13 protein-coding genes, 1 other RNA gene and 1 pseudogene are annotated in these 16,042 nt (G+C 68.8%); 7 read left to right on the forward strand and 8 right to left on the reverse strand.

The annotated features are described in order from the left end of the window. Window positions 1-86: 86 nt before the first annotated feature. Together dprA and lexA are read left to right on the forward strand one after the other, a co-directional pair. On the forward strand, window positions 87-1,250 hold the full coding sequence (gene dprA, locus AAFX79_02915; GenBank protein ID MEO1007494.1) for a DNA-processing protein DprA: 1,164 nt from the start codon (window positions 87-89) through the stop codon (window positions 1,248-1,250). 500 nt (window positions 1,251-1,750) lie between these two features. Next, entirely contained in the window at window positions 1,751-2,368 is a 618-nt protein-coding gene (gene lexA, locus AAFX79_02920; GenBank protein MEO1007495.1) for a transcriptional repressor LexA, read from the forward strand. 40 nt (window positions 2,369-2,408) lie between these two features. Here lexA and ispD read toward each other — a convergent pair whose 3' ends face one another. After that, window positions 2,409-3,137 carry a 2-C-methyl-D-erythritol 4-phosphate cytidylyltransferase gene (ispD, locus tag AAFX79_02925; GenBank protein MEO1007496.1) on the reverse strand — a complete coding sequence of 243 codons (729 nt, stop codon included), beginning with the start codon at window positions 3,135-3,137 and terminating at the stop codon, window positions 2,409-2,411. 114 nt (window positions 3,138-3,251) lie between these two features. Between ispD and ssrA the strand changes: the two genes are divergently transcribed. Beyond that, window positions 3,252-3,600, forward strand: a transfer-messenger RNA (tmRNA) gene (gene ssrA / locus AAFX79_02930). Window positions 3,601-3,715: 115 nt separating this feature from the next. Here ssrA and AAFX79_02935 read toward each other — a convergent pair. The 4 genes from AAFX79_02935 to AAFX79_02950 all read right to left on the reverse strand — a co-directional run bounded on the left by AAFX79_02935 (window position 3,716) and on the right by AAFX79_02950 (window position 8,422). After that, window positions 3,716-5,371 (reverse strand): iron ABC transporter permease, encoded by a 1,656-nt coding sequence (locus AAFX79_02935; protein MEO1007497.1) that lies wholly within the window; start codon window positions 5,369-5,371, stop codon window positions 3,716-3,718. Continuing rightward, complete coding sequence (locus tag AAFX79_02940) at window positions 5,368-6,249, reverse strand: EfeM/EfeO family lipoprotein (GenBank protein ID MEO1007498.1); 882 nt, start codon at window positions 6,247-6,249, stop codon at window positions 5,368-5,370. The genes AAFX79_02935 and AAFX79_02940 overlap by 4 nt, the downstream gene beginning before the upstream one ends. Window positions 6,250-6,328: 79 nt before the next feature. After that, complete coding sequence (locus AAFX79_02945; GenBank protein MEO1007499.1) at window positions 6,329-7,384, reverse strand: extracellular solute-binding protein; 1,056 nt, start codon at window positions 7,382-7,384, stop codon at window positions 6,329-6,331. Between the two features lie 213 nt (window positions 7,385-7,597). Next, window positions 7,598-8,422 carry a hypothetical protein gene (locus tag AAFX79_02950; GenBank protein MEO1007500.1) on the reverse strand — a complete coding sequence of 275 codons (825 nt, stop codon included), beginning with the start codon at window positions 8,420-8,422 and terminating at the stop codon, window positions 7,598-7,600. 481 nt (window positions 8,423-8,903) lie between these two features. Between AAFX79_02950 and AAFX79_02955 the strand changes: the two genes are divergently transcribed. The 3 genes and pseudogenes from AAFX79_02955 to AAFX79_02965 all read left to right on the forward strand — a co-directional run bounded on the left by AAFX79_02955 (window position 8,904) and on the right by AAFX79_02965 (window position 9,602). Then, window positions 8,904-9,164, forward strand: coding sequence for a hypothetical protein (locus AAFX79_02955; GenBank protein MEO1007501.1), 261 nt, complete (start codon window positions 8,904-8,906; stop codon window positions 9,162-9,164). Continuing rightward, window positions 9,161-9,547, forward strand: coding sequence for a DUF4112 domain-containing protein (locus AAFX79_02960; protein MEO1007502.1), 387 nt, complete (start codon window positions 9,161-9,163; stop codon window positions 9,545-9,547). The genes AAFX79_02955 and AAFX79_02960 overlap by 4 nt, the downstream gene beginning before the upstream one ends. After that, window positions 9,501-9,602, forward strand: a pseudogene (locus AAFX79_02965) (DUF4112 domain-containing protein). The gene AAFX79_02960 and the pseudogene AAFX79_02965 overlap by 47 nt, the downstream one beginning before the upstream one ends. A 111-nt stretch (window positions 9,603-9,713) precedes the next feature. On the opposite strand, the gene AAFX79_02970 reads toward AAFX79_02965, so the two are convergent. Next, window positions 9,714-11,501: an FAD-dependent oxidoreductase gene (locus tag AAFX79_02970; protein ID MEO1007503.1), complete on the reverse strand. Its 1,788-nt coding sequence runs from the start codon at window positions 11,499-11,501 to the stop codon at window positions 9,714-9,716. Between the two features lie 513 nt (window positions 11,502-12,014). Here AAFX79_02970 and AAFX79_02975 point away from each other — a divergent pair. Continuing rightward, on the forward strand, window positions 12,015-13,409 hold the full coding sequence (locus AAFX79_02975) for a sigma 54-interacting transcriptional regulator (protein MEO1007504.1): 1,395 nt from the start codon (window positions 12,015-12,017) through the stop codon (window positions 13,407-13,409). On the opposite strand, the gene AAFX79_02980 is transcribed toward AAFX79_02975, so the two are convergent. Beyond that, window positions 13,314-14,099 carry an amidohydrolase family protein gene (locus AAFX79_02980; protein ID MEO1007505.1) on the reverse strand — a complete coding sequence of 262 codons (786 nt, stop codon included), beginning with the start codon at window positions 14,097-14,099 and terminating at the stop codon, window positions 13,314-13,316. The genes AAFX79_02975 and AAFX79_02980 overlap by 96 nt on opposite strands. 37 nt (window positions 14,100-14,136) lie before the next feature. Next, window positions 14,137-15,996 (reverse strand): hypothetical protein, encoded by a 1,860-nt coding sequence (locus tag AAFX79_02985; protein ID MEO1007506.1) that lies wholly within the window; start codon window positions 15,994-15,996, stop codon window positions 14,137-14,139. Between the last annotated feature and the right edge of the window lie 46 nt (window positions 15,997-16,042).

A 16,042-nucleotide genomic window follows, 5' to 3' on the forward strand; every position in this document is an offset into this window, starting at 1 on the left:
TGAATCGAGGCAAGCGTAGCGTGCCGCGAGGGCGGTTTTCTGTCTGGTGCTTGTCCGGATGCCACGATCCGGATATACGATTCGGCATGCCCGAGGCGACGGCGACACCGACCTCGTCCCACCGGAGCATGCTCGCGCTGACGCTGGTCGCGGGCCTCGGGCCGGCGCGCATCCGTCGGCTGGTGGCCGTGCTCGGCTCCGCCGAACGCGCCGCCCACGCGAGCGCAGCCGATCTCTCGAGCATCCCATCGATCGGGGAGGCCACGGCCCGGAAGCTGGCCGCCGGCCTTGCGCAATCCCGCCAAGAGACCGACGCCGAGCTCGAGTTGGTCGAGCGCGCGGGCGTCAAGCTCGTCGCATACACCGACGGGACCTACCCCGCCGCCCTTCGCCACGATGAGTACGCCCCCGCGTTGCTGTACGTCCGCGGCACGCTCGACGGCCTCGCCGATCGCGGGCTGGGCATCGTCGGCTCGCGGAAGTGCTCGGCCTACGGCCTCGATCAGGCGGCGCGGTTCGCCGGCACGCTCGCGGGCCAGGGCTGGTGGATCGTGTCGGGTGGAGCCCGGGGCATCGATACCGCGGCCCACCGCGCCGCCCTGCGGGTCAACGGCCAGACCGTCGCCGTGCTGGGCTGCGGGCTGGGCCGCTGCTACCCCGAAGAGAACGCCCCGCTCTTCGACGAGATCGCCGAGGACGGCGGCGCCGTCGTTTCCGAGTTGCCAATGCGGCGAGGACCCGAGCCCCGCAACTTCCCGGCTCGCAACCGGATCATCGCCGGGCTGTCGCGGGGCGTGCTCGTGGTCGAGGCCGCCCGCGGCTCGGGGGCGCTGATCACCGCCCGCCAGGCCGGCGAACAGGGGCGGGACGTGATGGCGGTGCCGGGCCGCGCGGATCTGGAGTCCAGCCGGGGCTGCCACGACCTCATCCGCGATGGCGCCACGCTCGTGTCGGCCCCCGAGGAGGCCGCCGAGATGCTCGAATCCGGGGCGGCCGGCGTGCTCTACCAGCCCCCGCCGCCCGCGACCGCCAGCCGCGATGGGCTCAACGCGGATGGTGCAACCGACTACGAGCGGATTCCGAACAGCGTAGAGGACCGGGTACTCGCCGCGCTGGATGAGCCCCTGACGATGGACCAGGTGTGCGTTCGGCTCGGGCTGCCGCCGGAGCAGGTCCGCGCCAGCGTGACGCTGCTGGAGGTGCGGCGCCGGATCCGCAGGCAGGATGGCCGGCTTCTGCGGAGCCGCTAGCGAATTCCAAGCCGTCCATGGGCGGATCTTGATCGGGCTTGATATCAGGTGTATTTATTGCTATCTTTTCCTGAACAAACATCCGAAAATATGTCGAACGAACCGCCGACGAACCGACGACCCATGCATGAGCGGATCTCACAGACTTCGCAGCCCAATCCCCGAAATCGGGGAGATTCCGCTGCTCGTGCTGGGCCCGGGCGGGGACTTCGCAAGGCCGGTCTGGGACCGCGATCTGCGGTGTACCGGCGAGCACCCAGCGCACCCGGTGCGGAGCACGAACAAGGATCTATCGCCGGCCGGCGCACGCACGCGCCCGGCGGGCATCGAGGCGGTGATCGCCGGAGGCGTGGTCGAGCGGCCGCATCGCGTCCGGGGCCATGGCCCGGATCGAACTTCCCGGAGGGACGCGGGGCCGGATGCCCCGCGGGGACACGAGGCGGATCGGCCGCAGCCGGAGCTGCTGCACGCCGCGCCGCCGCACATCGAGGTATGCACCCATGAACCTGACTCCAAAGCAGCTGCGCATCCTCAGGCTCATCCGCGATTGGCGGATTCGCCGGGGCTATTCGCCGACGATGCAGGAGCTCGCCGACGAGATCGGCGTCAGCAAGGTAACCGTGTTCGAGCACGTCGAGGCACTCATCAAGAAGGGCGCCCTCGTGCGCGAGCCCAACAAGGCACGCTCTTTGTCGATCGCGGAGGGGATCTCGGTTCCCGATGAGGCGCGACCGTTCCGCTACCCGCTGGTCGGCAAGATCGCAGCGGGCTACCCGATCGAGAAGGTGGCCGATTCGGACGAGATCGACCTGCAGCAGCTGGTGGGCAACAGCGGCGACGGCAGCCGCTCGATGTTCGCCCTCAAGGTCGACGGCGACAGCATGCGGGACGAGGGCATCCTCGATGGCGACTACGTGCTGATCGAGCGATCCCCCACGGCCCACAACGGCGAGCGGGTGGTCGCGCTGCTGCCGGATGGCGCCACCACGCTCAAGACCTTCTACAAGGAGGACGACCACATCCGCCTGCAGCCCGCCAACCCGGACTTCGAGCCCATCCGCGTGAAGCACTGCGAGGTGCAGGGCATCGTGCGGGGCGTCGTGCGGCGGTACGCGTAGCCACGTGCGGGCTTCGGCGGCCGGGTAGATCTCTGGCTGTTCAGGGGGCAAGGCCGAGCGTGGGCCAGATCGCGCGGGCCAGCTCCAGATCCTCGGGCCGGGTGATCTTGATGTTCCGCGGATCGCCCTGCACGAGCAGCACGGGGCGGCCGAGCCGCTCGACGAGCTGGGCGTCGTCGGTGCTCCGTAGGTCCGTGGCCTTATAGGCCTTCTCGAGCACGCCTCGATGGAAGCCCTGGGGCGTCTGGGCTAAGTGGATGCCGGCGCGATCCTCGGTCCGGGCGACCTGCAGCTGATCGATCGCTCCCTCGGCGGGACGCGCACGCTTCAGCGTGTCGGCCACGCCCATGGCCGGGACGACGGCGGGCGCATCCGACAGCGCCTCGATGACGCGAACGAAGACCTCCGGCGGCGTGCAGGGCCGGGCAGCATCGTGGACTAGGACCCACTCGGCCTCGTCGGGCAGGCGGGCGAGGGCCCGAGCGACGGTCTCGTATCGCTCCGTAATTCCACCCGCGACGATGGTGCCCTTCCGGGCCGCGATGGCCCCGCCGAACTCCTCCTCGAACCTCGTCAGAGCCGCCGGTTCGGCTGGCCCCGCGACCAGCACGCGATCGACGCCCGGCGCGGCCGCGGCGGTCTCTATCGAGCGGAGCAGCACGGGCTCGCCGCACAGGTCTGCCGACAGCTTGTTGCGATGCGCGCCGGCGGACGTCTGGAAGCGTCGCCCCGAGCCGGCGGCGCACACGATGACGGTCGTCGAGGGCACGCGGGACCATACGTCGCGGGAATGCTCCGCGCACGCGCGGCGGTCCTGCGACGTATTATGCATCGCCGGGTGCGTTGCCCGGTGGCTCCTCGCGGGCGGAAGCCTGCGAGGCACGGGGCCGAAATGGTTTCGACCGGACGTGTAGGGCGTGGCGTGGCGCGTCGAGAGGCGTGCTCTTCTCGTAAAAGGCACGCAAAACCAACAACTGCCGAACCGCAGTACGCACTGGCTGCCTAGGTAGCCCGCTCCCGGCCTGACGCCCGATGGGGCCGGGAGCGACGACATCGGGCTGGTCGACGCGTGGTGCCTCCGGGCGCGTCGGCGAGGAGGTTCGCCGGTGGCTGGGCCGAAGACGAGGGCGTCGGCGCCCGCGGCGAGGCCGAGATCAAATCGCCGACTACACGCGTAGAGGCGCCACGTCCGCCGTCATGGCACGGGGGTTCGATTCCCCCCGGCTCCATTCGCTGGCATGGGCAGCGGTCCGCATCGTGACTGCTGGCACAGACAAGCCACTTGTGCCGTCGTTAGACGTCCGAGGTCGACCCAGGCCGCGGAGTGACCATGGGCGATCGTGCGTGTCAGGCGGTGTCGCCAGCATCGCGGCCGCGTCGGCCGCCCATCGAGGCGGCGAGTGTGGCAACGGGAAGCAAGCCAACAGCGATAATGGCGAGCGCGCCCGTCGAGGCCTCGTCGAGCCGCTCGTCGGAGGCTAGCTGGTAGACGCGAACGGCGAGCGTGTCGAGCCCGAAGGGCCTCAGCATGAGCGTCATGGGCAGCTCCTTGGCGACATCGACGAAGACGAGCAGCGCCGCCGCCAGCAACGCCGGCCGCAGCAGCGGGAGCTGGACCCGCACGAGTGCTCGGATGCCGCCGGCGCCGAGGGTGCGGGCGGCCTCGTCGAGCCTCGGCGGGACTCTGTCCATCGCGCCGGCGAGCAGTCCGGAAGAGACCGAGACGAACCGCGCCTGGTAGCCCAGCAGCACCGCGGCGATGGTGCCGCCGAGAAGCAGCCCGGGGCGGGCAAGGCCGGCGGCGGATGCAGCGTCGTTGATCCCGTGATCGAACCGAGCGACGGCGGCCAGCACCCCCACCCCCAGCACCGTGCCCGGGACGGCGTACCCGAGCTGTGCGGTTCGGCACGCAGCCCGCGTCACCGCGCCGGGCGACCATCGCCGCGCGGCGACCAGCACGAGCCCCAGCAGCACGGCGATGGCGGCGGCGGCGGCGGCGAGGCCGGCGGTCGCGCCGCCGTGGTCGAGCAACAGCTCGCGGGCCCGGGCGTCGCCACGCGTGGCCGCGAGGTAGGCCAGCCAGCCCACGGGTGCGATGAAGCCCCCCGCGATGGGCACGAGGCACGCCAGCACGGCGGCCGAGGCGCGCAGGGCGGGCAGACGCGTCGGCGTCGGGGGTCGCGTGCGAGCGCCGTCGGCGTGGAATCGCTTGCGTCCCCGCGTGATGAGGAGGACGAGCATGACCGCGAAGATGGCGGCGAGCAGCACGGACGCGAGCTGGCCGGCCGCGACCGGCGAGGCCAGCGTGGCCCAGGCGCGGTAGACGCCCGTCGCGAATGTATCCACGGCGCAGTAGTCCGCGGCGCCGAAATCGGCGACCGTCTCCATGACGACCAGCAGCGTGCCGGCCGCGATGGTCGGTGCCGAGACCGGAATCGCAACGCGGGCGAAGGTGGACAGCGGCGTGCGGCCAAGCGTGCGCGAGGCGTCCAGCAGCGAACTGGGCAGCGCGAGGAAGGCGGCGCGGGCGGCGACATAGACATATGGATAGAGCGAGAACGCCAGGATACACGTAGCACCGGGCAGCGTGCGCACGCGGGGCCACCAGGTCCGCACGCTGCCGGCATCGATCGCGATGGCCCGCAGCGGACCGGCGGGTTGCAGCAGGTCGGTCAGGGCGTAGGCCGCGATGTACCCCGGCACGGCGAGCGGCAGGAGCAGCAGCCAGGACAGCGTGCGGCGGCCCTGGAACTCGTGCATCGTGACCAGCCACGCCGGCGGCACGCCCAGGAGCACTGCGAGAGTGACCACGCCGAGCACGAGCAGCGTGGTGTTGCCCGCGTAGAGTCCAAGACGCGTGGACGCGATGTGGGCAAAGGCTCCGTCGCCGTCCTGGAAGACCGTCGAGAGGACGACCCCGACCGGCACCAGCACGACGGCGGCCGCGGTCATCGCCGCGGCCGTCGCCAGCAAACGCGACCGCCGCCGCAGCGCCGGGGTCATCCGAGGACGTCGACGCCCATGGCCTCGGCCGCACCGGCGATGGCGTCCCGCAGGCGGTTGCTCGCATCCGCGATGGTGCGGCGTTCGACGATGCCGATGCGGCTGTAGGGCGTGCCGGCGGCCGACCCGGCCGAGAAGTGCCGCTCGACGGTAGCCCGCGCGGCTCTGTAGGCGTCGGCCACGCGATCGACGTGCGTCTGGTGCTGCTCGGCGAGCAGCGGCGCGAACGGCTCGAATTGGCTGTACACGCCGATCCAGTTGTGCCGGAAGATCAGCAGCGACTGGTCGGACCAGGCCTCTTCCTCGCTGGAGATCTTCTTGGCCGCCACCTCATTGCTCACCGCGTACATGCCGGCGAACTGGCCGTCAACGCTGAAGCGATCGAGTTCCCCGAGTTCCTCCGATAGTCGCTCGACGCTGCGGACCAACCCGCGGGCGAAGGGCAGTGCGGCGTCGAGGTCCTCGTACGCAAAGATGAGGGCCTCCACCTTGTGGAAGCCGCGGAACTCGGGATCCGTCTCGCCGCGTTCGAAGGAGTACGGCCGGGCATCGATGTCGCTATCGCTAACCTCGAAGCTGGCGGCGAGGACTTCGATCTCTTCATAGGGCGGTCGCGACTCGACGTAGGCGCGCTTGGCCCGGGAAAGATCACCCGAGGCAATTGCGTCGGCGAGCGCACGGACCAGGGGCTTCTGGTCCTCGCAGCGCCGCTGGAAGTACGCGAGGCCAGCGGTCACGGCCGCGCGCTGCTGCGACGTGCCCGCGGCCTGCCGACGCACGGCCGTCGCACCGAGCCTCGTCGTGCACCCCAGCGCCGAGCCGGCGGCGAGTCCCATTCCGGCAGCCAGGCTCGCCTTGACAACGTCTCGTCGGAGCATCGTTCGATTCCTCGTGCGGTGGCGTCGGGGTCCCAGATGCATGCGGCGTGGGATCGGGGGGCTTCTTCTCGCGTGCGGGCTAGCGCCAGCCTGCACGGTCCATCATCTCGACCGCCTCGCGGTTGCCCGAGGCCATGGCCGACACCGGGACGTCGTCGGCGCGGAACGTGCCGAAGCCGCGGAGCACGCTGGTGATGGGCACGCCCGGAACGACTGGATATTCGTTGTTGCCCTCGGCGAGCGCTCTCTGGGCGTCGTTGCTCAAGAGATACTCGATGAACTTGATCGCGTTCTCGCGGTTCGGCGCCGTCTTGACCACGCCCGCGCCGCTGATGTTCACGTGGGCGCCCGAGAGGCCTTTCGATCCATCGGACGCGGAGGCGGACGACTGGTCCGGGAAGATCACGCGAACGGACTCGGCCGCGTCCCGGTCGGCCCCGCCGCCGGTGAGCATCCTCGCGACGTAGTAGTGGTTGACCAGGGCAACGTCACCCTCGCCCGCGGCCACGGCGCGGACCTGATCGCGGTCGCCACCCTGCGGGTTGCGGGCGAAGTTGGTGACCAGACCCTCGCACCACGCCTCGGTGGCTTCGGCACCGGCCGCATCGGCCATCGCCGCCACGAGCGACTGGTTGTACACGCTGCTCGAGCTTCGGACCAGCACGCGGTCCCGCCAACGAGGGTCGGCCAGGTCGGCGTAGCTCGTGATGGCACCCTCGGGTACGCGATCCCGATGGACGACGATCAGCCGGACGCGACGCGTGAGCGCAAACCAGCGACCCTCGGGATCGCGGAGCGTGGCGGGCACGCGGGCCTCCAACTCGGCGGACTCGGTCTCGGCGAGCACGCCGGCCTCGACCGCCTGCTGCAGCCGCGCCGCGTCCACGGTGATGAACACGTCGGCGGGGCTGAGGTCGCCCTCCCGCTGCAGCCGCGCGAGCAAGGCGTCGCTGCGGCCCTCGATGAGGTTGACCCGGATGCCGGTCTGGGCGGTGAATCGCTCGTACAGCGCGTCGTCGGTGTCGTAGTGCCGAGCGGAGTAGACGTTGACGACCTCGTCCTGGTCGGTGGCCAGGTCGGTCGTGGCCGAGAACGCGATGGCGAGCGACACGATGGCTGCGATGAGATGGAGCAACTGGGCCTCCCGTCGTATTGTTGAGACTGAGTCTCAGACTCGGGATGCTAGCCCGCTTGCCCCCCGGGGCAAACGCACGGGAGTGCCTCACCGGGCGTCGCGTTGGGCCCGTCCGCGTCTCTGCGCCCGAACGCGAGAACGCCGGAGATCGCGGGATCTCCGGCGTCGACTCGTCGCGTCCAAGATGGGTGCCCACGGGGCGGGCGTCCGCGGCTAGTCGAAGGGGTTGGGCCGCTGGGGCAGCACGCGCGGCCGGGTCCAGACCGCGAAGATCTTGAAGTCCGGATCGCTGGTGCCGTTGGTGACCCGCAGGTACCGGATGCTCTCGACGCCCAGCCGCGTGAGGTCGACCGTCGCGCCGCCCATGGTCTGGTTGGTCAGGTGCGTGGCCCACGGCGTTCCGATGGTCACGATCGGCGTGGTCGGCAGCGTCTCGTCGCCATCGATCATCACCAAGGGGCCAAGCGCGTTGCCGTCCTCGTCGACCGCCTGGATGTACGCGGTGCTGTTGCCCGCGTTGGTGCCGCGTTCGAAGTAGAGGATCTCCCCGAAGTTATCGAACTCCGGATCGTCGTCGTGGATCGTCTCGTTGAACTCGATGATGAACGATGCATTGGCGCTCTTGAGGTGGACCAGGCTGTTGAGGTTGCGGTCGTTGAGCACTTCGGTCACGCGCTGGTTGAACAGCTCGCGATCCTCATCGGTGATGTCGCTCGAGTCGCCGTCCTCGGCCTGGACCTTGAACCAGCCCGGATCGCCCGTCGTGCATTCGGTGCCCGTCGAGACGCTCCAGCCGAGGCCCCGGTAGGAGGACGCGCACTGGAAGTCGGTCACGGCCCGGGCCGTGACGAAGTCGGAGAACGTCTCACCGCCGGGGAACTCGACGGACTCGAGGATGGCGTCGCCCCACATGCCGGAACGTCCCTCGGTCGCGGGGCCGCTCATGTGGAAGATTGCTCCGCTCTGCGCCGAGGCGGTGGCTGCGACGCAGGTGGCGGCCGCGATGGCTCCGATGCGAGTCGATGCGCGTCCGATCATGTCGAGTCTCCTTGGACGAGTGCGAGTCCTGCAAGGGTCCTTTCCGCGTCGCCGCGTTGCCACTCGCGCGGTCGCCGTGAAGCGCTCCGTGGTTCGGGCTGGACCTCCCAGGGAAAACAGGTAGGGTTCCGCGGGTCCTCTGGATGCACCTGTCGTGGTTATGGGGTCGCTCCGTGCGGTGTGCGAACGAGAATCGCGGCTCGCATGGGCCGCCGCGTGACCCGGCCATTCGGCCCGAACGGCGCGCGGCCCTGTACGGCGATGCGGAGCGATGTCGCGCCTCGGCGGAACTTGGGGCCGAACGTGCGGGCGCACGAGTGCCTTGCAGCAATCAGGCCCGCGGCGTGACCGGGCGGCGGGCGAACCGCACGCGATCGGCGCGACGGCGTCGGGGATTGGAGGCCGCGTTGGATCGAGCCGTTCGCGAGCATCTGATCGCTGCCGCGCTTGTCGGCGTCCTGGTCGCTTTCGGCCGGCGGGTGTGGCTCACGCCCAGGCCAACGCTGACCGGCCGCATCCCGCGAACCTCGAGACGCCGCAGGCGTGCGTCGAGCACTTCTTCGAGGCCGCGAAGGCGGAGGACTGGGCCCGGGCTGCCGAATCGCTGAACCCGCGGCTGGCCCCGGATGCCGACCCGAGCACGCTGGCCGAGCAGCTTGCCTGCATGCTCAAGCAGGAGCTCTGGATCGACTGGAGCACGCTGCCCGATCGCGCGGAGGCGTCATCGACCACGGCGCCATGAGCCGCGACAACCCGCTGGCGGGCAAGGAATACACCAGCATTTGGCTGGGCGACATCGCGCTCGACGACCGGACGGTCCCGATACGCGTCGAGCGCGGCGACGTCGACGGACACCAGGTCTGGCGGTTCGCCGCCCAGACCTGCGAGAAGATCCCGGCGCTCTTCGAGCAGCACGCCGAGCGGCGGCGGCGGGTGCGGCCGTGGGTGTTCCGGCTGGCCCGACTGATGGACAGCCGCTTTCGGGTGCCCGGCACGCATGTCCGCTTCGGTCTCGACCCGCTCATCGGCCTCATTCCCGGCGCGGGGCGATACGCTGACCGCCTTCATCGGGCTTGCCATGCTGGTCGAAGCGAGGCGGCTTGGGGCTCACCCTGGCATCTATGATGCAAGAATGCTCGGCAACCTCGGGCTCGATTGGCTGCTCGGGCTCGTTCCGGGGGTCGATCTGGTTCTCGACACGGCGTTTCGGGCGCACACGCGGAACGCGGAGTTGCTTGCCTCGCTCGCAAATACGCCTCGATCGCGAACACCTCGATCGCGAACAAACTGGTTAGGAGGCCGTGGCGCCGGCACCGACACGCTGTTCGTCCAGCACGCGGTGTACGTCCTGGATGCACACGGAGCCCTCTCCCACTGCGCTCGCAACACGCTTGACGCTGCCCGCACGCACGTCGCCGGCCGCGAAGACGCCCGGCAGGCTGGTCTCGAGCGGATGGGGCGACCGCTCGAGCGGCCATGGCATGCGTGCGTCGTCGCGCTGCACCTTGCTCCCGGTGCACACGAATCCGCTGCGGTCGATCTGCAGGATGCCCTCGAGCCAATCCGTGTTGGCGACGGCGCCGATCATGAGGAAGATGTGGCGGATGGGCCTGATCTCGGTCTGGTCGCCGACGGACCACTCGGCCTCGGCGAGCCAGTCCTCGCCGCGCAACGCGGTCAGGCGGGCGTTGGTGCGCAGGTCGATGCGGTCCGAGGCCTCGATCCGGCGGAGCAGGTAATCGCTCATGCTGGCCGCGGGGCTCGGCCCGCGGATGAGCATGTGGACCTTCTTGGAGAAGCGGCTCAGGAAGACCGCCGCCTGGCCGGCCGAGTTGCCCCCGCCGACCACGACGATCTCTTCGCCGTCGCACAGGTCGGCCTCGACCGCCGTCGCGGCGAATTGGATGCCGCGGTTCTCGAAGCGTCGAGCATTCTCGAGGTCGAGCCGTCTCCATGTCGCGCCGCATGCGACGACCACGCTGCGGCTGCGGACCGCTGGGCCGGTATCCAGGTGCAGCGCGTAGCCGCTCTCGCCGTGGCCGCAGCATTCCAGCCGCTCCACGCGGCGGGGCACGGTCAGCCGCGCGCCGAACTTCTGCGCCTGCACCTGGGCCCGGCCCGACAATTCCTGGCCGCTCAGTCCCGTCGGGAAGCCGAGGTAGTTCTCGATGCGGCTGCTGCTGCCGGCCTGGCCGCCCGGGGCTTCGGACTCGAGTATGAGGGTCGAGAGGCCCTCGCTGGCCGCATAGACCGCCGCCGCAAGCCCGGCCGGCCCGCCGCCGACCACCGTTACGTCGTAGACGGTGCCACCGTCGGGCGGCTCGGTAAAGCCGAGGCAGTCGGCGAGCGTCGCCCGATCAGGCTTGTGCAGCACCGTGCCGCCCGGGCAGACCGCGATGGGCAGCTCACCCGAATCCGCTGCCCGCTCGACGTCCGACGTGCCGAGGCCCTCGGGCAGGGATGATGCAAGGCCGTCCGAGCCACCGTCGAGGCGGATCGTGCGTACCGGGTGGGCGTTGCGGTGCAGGAATCGCTCGAGTTCGAGCATGCCCGTGGTGGTCGTGTCGCCGATGAGCGTGACCGCCCCCTGTGCGTTGTCGACCAATCCGAGCCGCCGCAGGATGAATGCGCGGATGACGATGTTGCCGATCTCCGGCTCTGCGGTCATCAGCCTGGCGAATTGCTTTCGGGGCACGCGGAGGACGCTGGGGCGGGTCGACCCGTCCGAGGCCGCCGACACGAGGCGGCCGCTTACGAGGATCTTGCGATCGCTGAACAGATCGAGCTCGCCGGTGAAACCCCGTTCGTGGTGCACGTGCACGACACCATCCGAGTCGGGCTCGTCGCCACCCTGCGTGGACCCGTGAAAGATCTCGACCCTGCCGCTCAGCACGACGAAGAAGTCCACGGATCGCTCGCCCTGCTCGAAAAGCAGATCGCCGTCGTTGAGCGTTTCTTCGCTGCCGAAGGCCCGGATGCGATCGATGTGGTCATCGCTCAGCCGCGGGAACGCATGGCGGTCGTCCCGCGTGGCTTCGCGCGTGCCCCGGGTGGGCTCGGGATATTCGATTCGACCCATTGTGTCGATGATATCCAGGGATCCACGACCCGGGTATCCGGCGGCACCTGCACGGGCAATCGCATCGGTTCTTTAGGACCCGTGATGTCGTGCACGCAGCGATCGAGTGGGAAGCGGCCCGGTTGGCGGACATCCTCGCTGGCGTGGCGGACCAACGATCCACCCATCCGTTCCGCAGGGTTCTGGGGCAACTCGCGGTCCCACGACCCACACCCTCTACGTAGACGCGCTCCCCACTCGCGCCCTGCAGATCCAACCCGATTCCGGTGATCGCCAAAGCAAATCGCCTGCCTAGCGACAGCCACCCAACCGAATGCTGCCACGGTTGCACAGTGGCCCAGGGGATGCTGCGTCGCATTGCATTGTGTGGAAACTTGAGTTCCAAGGCCATCCAAGCGGGCTAGTCTACGTCGCATTACCTTCGTTCCAGCACTCCAGGTTATCGCGTCATGGCGGACGCGCGCTGCACTGGACGGATCCATTCGATCCCGGGCCACGCACGAGCCTTGGCGAATGACGGACAACGAGAGAGTAGAACCGTGCCCGCCGCAGGCGGTGTGGTGCCTCCTGGCTGATTCGTCCGGATCGGCGCGGGAGCTGCTCGACGGTCTGCGAGACCGCAAGCTCGGTGTCTCGGTGACCGACGGTCCCCAGCCCGGACCGGGGCTGGTCATTCTGGGTCGCCAACTGGATGCCCTCGACGTCCTCGCGGGAACCGGCACGATGGATCTAGGCCGCATAGCGGCCTGGGCCCCCGGAGCTCCGGTGGAAGCCCAGCGCGAGTGGCTTGGCCGCGGGCTGGGCGACTTCATTACCAGCCCAAGGTGCACCGATTCGTGCGGCATGATCGCCGCTCGCGTAGCTCGCTGGTTTCGGATCGACGAGTTAGTCTTAAGATTTCGTTCCCGCGTCGTTGGCGACAGTCCTGCCCTTCGAGACGCGCTGCGCGACGCGGTGGAGTGCGGCGCATTCGGCCGCCAGCCGATCGTGCTCCAGGGCGACTCGGGCGTCGGCAAGGAGCTCTTTGCCAAGATCATCCACGAAGTCGATCCCGAGTATTCGCGAGGCCCGCTGCGGGTGCTCGACTGCGCGACGGTCAACGCAGATCTGTCCGGAAGTGAGTTCTTCGGGCACGAGCGGGGTGCGTTCACCGGCGCGGTGAACGAGCGAGACGGAGCATTTGCCGAAGCCAACGGCGGCATGCTGTTCCTGGATGAGATTGGTGAACTACCGCCTCGCCTGCAGGCGGAGCTGCTTCGCGTCGTCCAGGAGCGGACGTTCAAGCGCGTGGGCAGCAACGCCTGGCAGCGTTCAACGTTCAGGCTCGTCTGCGCAACGCACCGCGATCTGAAGACCGAAGTCGCCGAGAGCCGCTTCCGGCTGGACTTCTACTTTCGCCTTGCCGGCTCGACGTGCCGCATCCCGTCGCTCTCCGAGCGTCCGGCGGACGTACTTCCGCTCGCAGCGCACTTCTTGAAGCTGCGCTTTGGTCGGGACGCCCCGGAGATGACAAGGGCCTTTGGGACACACCTCCTGGCACGGTCGTATCCAGGCAATGTGCGGGAACTGCGCCAGCTCGTTGACGGCTGCGCCATGAACTGGCCCGGTGCCGGGCCGCTGGATCTCGGATGCCTGCCAAGGGCAGAGCTCGCGTGCTCCGGGCGGAGCTCAGCCGCGGATCTGCCCGGCTCGATCGCCCGGCTCGTCCGGTCGGGCCACGACCTGGCCGGCATACACGCCGAGGTGAAGCGCGCGGTGTACGACGCGATCATCGCGGAAGTTGGCGAAGATACCGCCAGGATTTCGGAACGACTAGGGGTCCACAAGCGCACCGTGCAACTCGAGCTTCGGGACCGCAGGCCCGCGCGACTCTCCGAGTCGGAGCAGTCTCCGGGCGTTCTCGCCTAGGACGAGCCCTAGATCCCGGCCGCGGAGCGGCAGTGCCCGGACCTTTGCGAGCTCCAGGCCGGGGTGCAGGAACGGCCCATCGGATCCGAACAGGATCTTGCCGGGCCCCGCCGCCTTCAACGCCTCGATCAGCAGATCGAAGTACCGCACGCCGGACGTATCGGTGTAGACGTTGTCGAACCGAGCGAGCGTGCCGATGAAGGCGTTCTGGGCCCGCCAGTCATCGGCGAAGCTCCCCAGGTGCGGAATGATGAAGTTGACGCCGGGATACTCGCCGGCGATGAGCGGCAGCGGATCGACCTCTGCCATCGGATCGTAGAGGATCGGGATGTCGTGCTCGAGCGCCGCCTTGCACACCTCCCGGGTGATCCGCGCGTCGTACCGGTGCACCTTGATGCCGCGGAACCCGAACGTGTCCACGGCCTCGCGCACCAGGGCGCCGATGCGACCCTTATCACGCTCGGCGTGCACGAAGGCGAAGCCGGTGAGGTGATCCGGGGCGGCCGCCACGATGCGTGCCACCGCACGATTGCCCTCGGCGTAGTCGTGATGGAACACCGAGAAGACGACCGTGCGGCCGATGCCGGCGGCGCGGGCCCGCTTCGAATAGCGACCCAACGGCGCCGAGGTATCAAATGGGCCGCGCCACCCGCTCGCGCGACCAGCATGGCAATGGCAGTCGATGATCATCTCACACCCGGCGGCGACGCGACCTGGCCGGCACCCCTCACACGCCGAGCTGACGACCGCGCATGAAGCGCGCGGGCTGCTGGGTGTTGACGGCCCGGAGCGACCGGTCGGACGAGTCTGCCAGGTCCACGCCGGTCACGGCGTAGTACGCCTCGATGTAGCCCTGCACCTGCGGCTTCCAGTAGCGGGCCCAGTCCTGGGCGTCGCTGGACGTCATCGCCATGTCCACCCAGTCGGTGAAGCGGATGCTGAGAATGAGCTGCTCGCCGTAGACCGCCAGTCGGTGGAAGCTGGAGACCGACGGCTGCTGCCATCCGAGGATCTTGGCCAGCGAGTCCACCTGCCCCATCCATCGCTCCTCGTAGGGCACCATCTCGCGCGTCTGCAGCAGCAGGCGCATCGGCTCCTGGGCGAGCAGCCACTGCTCGGTCATCATCTCGACGCGAGACGTTGTGGGCAGATCGCCGAAGGAGTTGTGGGCGCCCTCGGCCAGCACGACGTGCAGGTCCCGCAGGGTGTTCAGCATGCGGAAGGCATCGGGCTGGATGAACTCGTGGGCATCCTCCTTATAGAATCGCGATGCGTGACGCAGCAGCATGTGGAACGTATCGATGAAGCGCGATCTGTTGTCGACGATCTCGGGGTCCCCCGGTCGCAGCGTCGAGAGCTCCAGCCCGTACTCGTGGCGGTACTCAGCCGCCCGCTGCCGCACCGTCAGGCGGTTCGGCGCGTCGCGGACGTAGCCCCACAGCAGGTTGTTCAGGGGCCGCAGCGGCGAGAGCTCGAGGTTGCGCAGGCCCTCGGCACCCTTGACGGGGAGGTTCTGGAACCGCTGGGCAATCGCCGCAATCGAGCGGCTGAGCTGGCCCGATTCGTGCCAGAACGACCAGATCAGCTCGATGAGGCACAGCCGGTTCCGCATGCCGTCCTCGCAGAGCGGGAACGAGCCGAACCTCGTGGGATCGAAGTCGTGCCCCCACGTGGCCGTGATGATGCGATCTAGGTACGGCAGGGTGTCGGTGGACACGTTGTTCTCGAGGTAGCGCACCATGTAGGCGTTGAGGTCGCCCACGAGGTCGCCGGAGCCGCCGTACTCCCGTTCGGTCCCCGGTTCCGTGCCGGCGATGTTGTAGATGCAGCACCCCTCGGCCAGCAGGAACACCTCCGTGGCGGCCTTCAGGATCTTGTAGGCCTGGGAGCCGTACCGATAGGCCGTCGCTCCGCCGAGCTGCTTCTGCACGGCGTCGCAGTCGCTGCGACGAGGCTTGCAGGGGTTGCCGCCCCACGAGCAGCCGTCGCACATCACGGCGCTCACGAAGTCGTCGTAGGCCTTGAACTGCTTGGTGTCGTAGGAGCGCCGCACGACCTCCCAGAGCGTTCCGTGCCGGCTTGTCCAGCCCTTCTCGGGCGAGGACACGGTCATGTCGGCGCCGTTCGCGGCACTCGCGGGCGTCCGCGTCAGCAGGGTGTGCGCTACGTCGTACGTTGTGGTGCCGAGTTCAATCTCGGCGGTGTATACCTGGGCGTCGCCGGCCGTGATTTCGATGTACAGGATGGCCGTGCTGTCGTACACGCCCTCCAAATCGCTGGCGGACGTATTCAACTCCCACTCCGTGTCACCCGTTCCGCGTGCGGTCATTATCTGCGAGCCGGGCGGGAAGTTGTTCGCGGTGTTCTGCAGGCGTGTACGCAGGTTGACGCTGGTTGTGCTCGAAGCATGCGTCACACCCGATGTCGACAGCACGAACTTACCCTCGGAGTCGAGCCGCACGGCGACCTCGCCGACCTCGCCGCCTGATCCATCGTGGAGCGGACCGCGTGCGACAAACTCAGGCGCAATATCGAGCGCAAACAGGAGGGTGCCATTGGCGGCAGCCGACTGTGGGTAGACGGTCAACTGGGTTCGATCTGATTGTTGCGGGCGCATTCTGGCATACTCCTGT

Source organism: Planctomycetota bacterium (assembly GCA_039819165.1).
Classification (GTDB): Bacteria; Planctomycetota; Phycisphaerae; order Phycisphaerales; family UBA1924; genus JAHCJI01.

Bases quoted from the DNA above. Each gene is read 5' to 3' on its own strand.
- AAFX79_02935 (MEO1007497.1), bottom strand. From the start codon at position 5,371: ATGACCCCGGCGCTGCGGCGGCGGTCGCGTTTGCTGGCGACGGCCGCG.
- AAFX79_02980 (MEO1007505.1), bottom strand. From the start codon at position 14,099: ATGATCATCGACTGCCATTGCCATGCTGGTCGCGCGAGCGGGTGGCGC.
- AAFX79_02950 (MEO1007500.1), bottom strand. From the start codon at position 8,422: ATGATCGGACGCGCATCGACTCGCATCGGAGCCATCGCGGCCGCCACC.
- AAFX79_02975 (MEO1007504.1), top strand. From the start codon at position 12,015: ATGACGGACAACGAGAGAGTAGAACCGTGCCCGCCGCAGGCGGTGTGG.
- dprA (MEO1007494.1), top strand. From the start codon at position 87: ATGCCCGAGGCGACGGCGACACCGACCTCGTCCCACCGGAGCATGCTC.
- AAFX79_02940 (MEO1007498.1), bottom strand. From the start codon at position 6,249: ATGCTCCGACGAGACGTTGTCAAGGCGAGCCTGGCTGCCGGAATGGGA.
- AAFX79_02970 (MEO1007503.1), bottom strand. From the start codon at position 11,501: ATGGGTCGAATCGAATATCCCGAGCCCACCCGGGGCACGCGCGAAGCC.
- lexA (MEO1007495.1), top strand. From the start codon at position 1,751: ATGAACCTGACTCCAAAGCAGCTGCGCATCCTCAGGCTCATCCGCGAT.
- AAFX79_02960 (MEO1007502.1), top strand. From the start codon at position 9,161: ATGAGCCGCGACAACCCGCTGGCGGGCAAGGAATACACCAGCATTTGG.